Origin of the sequence: Streptomyces sp. NEAU-W12 (assembly GCF_026242095.1) — a bacterium.
Lineage (GTDB): Bacteria > Actinomycetota > Actinomycetes > Streptomycetales > Streptomycetaceae > Streptomyces.
Window position 1 is genome coordinate 1 of the sequence record NZ_JAPJDM010000078.1, and the last position, 2,857, is coordinate 2,857.

The 2,857-nt window shown below is 68.5% G+C and carries 1 protein-coding gene and 4 pseudogenes; 4 read left to right on the forward strand and 1 reads right to left on the reverse strand.

Annotation, left to right across the window (positions count from 1 at the left end):
• Positions 1 to 102 (forward strand): annotated as a pseudogene (locus ORI94_RS35065) (IS5/IS1182 family transposase); the annotation flags it as partial.
• Positions 103 to 123: 21 nt separating this feature from the next.
• On the opposite strand, the gene ORI94_RS35070 reads toward ORI94_RS35065, so the two are convergent.
• The gene (locus ORI94_RS35070) at positions 124 to 1,023 is read right to left on the reverse strand and encodes a S1 family peptidase (protein WP_416237958.1); all 900 of its coding nucleotides are present in this window, start codon (positions 1,021 to 1,023) and stop codon (positions 124 to 126) included.
• A gap of 799 nt (positions 1,024 to 1,822) precedes the next feature.
• On the opposite strand from ORI94_RS35070, the pseudogene ORI94_RS35075 reads away from it, so the two are divergent.
• From ORI94_RS35075 to ORI94_RS35085, 3 pseudogenes are all read left to right on the forward strand, one after another.
• Positions 1,823 to 2,041, forward strand: a pseudogene (locus ORI94_RS35075) (phosphotyrosine protein phosphatase); the annotation flags it as partial.
• A gap of 5 nt (positions 2,042 to 2,046) precedes the next feature.
• A pseudogene (locus tag ORI94_RS35080) lies at positions 2,047 to 2,262 on the forward strand (FAD-dependent oxidoreductase); the annotation flags it as partial.
• Between the two features lie 67 nt (positions 2,263 to 2,329).
• Positions 2,330 to 2,791, forward strand: a pseudogene (locus ORI94_RS35085) (IS6 family transposase); the annotation flags it as partial.
• Between the last annotated feature and the right edge of the window lie 66 nt (positions 2,792 to 2,857).

The window sequence follows — 2,857 nt, forward strand, 5'->3', positions numbered from 1 at the left end:
AACCGGCTCAAGCGCCACCGGGCCGTCGCCACCCGCTACGACAAACTCGCCGTCCGCTACGAAGCGACCGTGCTGGTCGCAGCCATCAACGAGTGGCTGTGACCAGCACTTTCACAACAGGCCCTAGAAGACGCTGAGGCCGTACAGGCTCAGCGGCCGGGTGACCGGCTCGTAGAACGTGGTACCGCCGGTGGTGCAGTTGCCGCTGCCGCCGGAGAGCAGGCCGTAGGCGGTGTTGCCGGCGAAGAGCGGGCCGCCGCTGTCGCCGGGCTGGGCGCAGGCGTTGGTCTGGATCGTGTTGTAGACCAGCTGGCCGTTGCCGTAGTTGACGGTGGCATTCAGGCCGGTGACGCTGCCGGTGCGGTAACCCGTGGTGCTGCCGGAGCGCTCGATGCGCGTCCCGACGGTCGGGCTGCCAGCGTTGACGATGTCGCGGTACGTGCCGTTGTACAAGTACACGCGGCCGTCGGATGCGGCGGGGTTGGAGTGCTGGATGACCCCGTGGTCGTAGGTCGGGAAGACGGTCTGGCCCGGCACCGCAGTGCCGATGCTCCAGCTGGACCGGCCGCTGGTGCAGTGTCCGGCGGTGAGCGCGAAGTTCGTGCCTGCGGAGTTGCGGACGTTGAAGCCGAGGGAGCAGCGGACGCCGGAGGAGGTGATGGCTTCCCCGCCAGCGATCAGACGGTTGAACTTGCCCGGGGTGCGATTGATCTGCAGCGCCCCGGACTGCGCGTCGGCCGCCTTCCTGATCTTGTTGATCTCCGCCGCCGAGACCGTGCTGTCGGCGGTGACGACGACCTTGCCCGACGCCTTGTCGGTGTACCAGGCCGTGCCGCCGACGTCGGCGGTGAGCACCGCGTCGCCGACCCGGGCGAGCTGGGCCGCGGTGGGCTTCGCGTCCGCGGACGCCGACGCCATGGCGGTGGGGGTCACGAGCGCGGACACGGTCGCCAGGGCGGCGACGACGGTGGCGGCACGGACTCTTCGGGAGGCGCCCGACGACAGGAACGTCTTGATCTTCACTTGTCCTCCGGTGAGGGGTCGTGGGTCCGTTGGATGTCCGGGCCCTCGGTTCACGTCTGCGGCAGCCCTGCGGACAGTGCGGGCGTCCTGGAGGTGCCGCATCGGTAGTTGAACCTTCGCCGTGATATGCCCCTGTCAACAAGCGTGGCTTTCGGACGCTTCAGCGAGAGCCCCCGGGTGCGCAAGCAGGTTGGCAAGGAAGGGGCTCTTGCGGGATCCCGTCCGCAGGGTGATACGACGGGAAACTGACGGACCATTGGGTGACGGCCCGTCGGTCGCCCCGGATTCCGGCAAGGTTCCGGGGGTGCGGCGACCGGTGGACAACGCGCCATTCATCGCGGCGCACCGAACTCTCCGGCGGCGCCGACTCCGCACGGCGCCGCGGCTGCTCAGGTCGCCGTCGGCCCCGGGCGGGCGGTCCGGCCGCGCCGGGCCGCCGGAAATCATGGCCGATTCGTAAAGATCAAGTGGAGCATTCCGGTATGTCGTGTGATGTGACGGGGGAGGCTGGGTCCATGCCGCGTCCCCCGTCCGTCGTCGGCGCCGGGACGGGAGGAAGGCCGCGCCGTCCCGCGCGCGTTACGGCGGGAATGCTCCTGGCGGCTTTCCTGAGGCCGAACCCGTATGGACGGATTGCCCCTTGCGGCGCTCAGGACCGGTGGCCGGTTCGACACCGTCATTCGAGAGTACTTTCACGACGCCGTTCGGTGCCCGGCCTCTCCAGCCACCGGGCCCCCTCTGATCTCAGGCGAACACCCGCGGCGTCCCCTGCCAGCCGCACTCCGCACGCCGGGGCGTCCCCAAGCCGCTGACCGATGAGGTCGTCAGGGCCGCTGACATCGTCATCACCATGGGCTGCGGCGACGCCTGCCCGATCTTCCCCGGCAAGAAGTACCTCGACTGGGCCCTGGAGGACCCGGCGGGTAAGGGCGTGGAGCCGGTGCGCCCGATCCGTGACGAGATCAAGACCCGTATCGAGGCCCTGACCGCCGAGATCGACACCAAGCAGGAGGCGTGAGCAGCGTGACCGGCACAGACGACGTACGCGAGGTCATCGTCATCGGCTCCGGTCCCGCCGGATACACCGCCGTCCTCTACACCGCCCGCGCTTCGCTGAAGCCGCTGGTCTTCGAGGGCGCGGTCACCGCCGGCGGCGCGCTGGTGCAGACGACCGAGGTGGAGAACTTCCCCGGCTTCCCGGGCGGCATCATGGGTCCGGACCTGATGGACAACATGCGGGGGTGCTGTCACGTTGGTTGACTGGGTGGGATGATCTCCGGGTTGATCATGCTGGAGGGGGCTGTCCGTGGGGGACGCGTCGCCGTCGTACAAGGGCCATCGGTACCCGGTCGAGGTCATCTCCCACTGCGTGTGGCTGTACTTCCGGTTTCCGCTGTCCTTCCGTGAGGTCGAGGAGCTGATGCTGGAGCGCGGTGTCGTCGTTTCGCATGAGACGGTCCGCCGCTGGTGTGCCAAGTTCGGGCAGAGCTACGCCGGCGCGCTGCGCCGCCGGCAGCCCCGGTCCGGCGACAAATGGCATCTGGATGAGGTCTTCGTCAGGATCAACGGTGAGCGGAAGTACCTGTGGCGGGCCGTCGACGCCGACGGCACCGTCCTGGACATCCTCGTGCAGAACCGCCGGAACACCGCCGCGGCCCGGCGGTTCTTCCGCCGCCTGATGAAGAAGAAGCGCACGGTGCCGCGAGTGAGCCTTTTCCAGCCTGACGGTGCTGACCGCGTGTCGGACAGATCGGTGGAACGACGAAGCTCCTGGTAGACGGGTTCTCGACCAAGATTGCCCGTAGCCACCAGGAGCTTCGCGTGCTTGTCTACC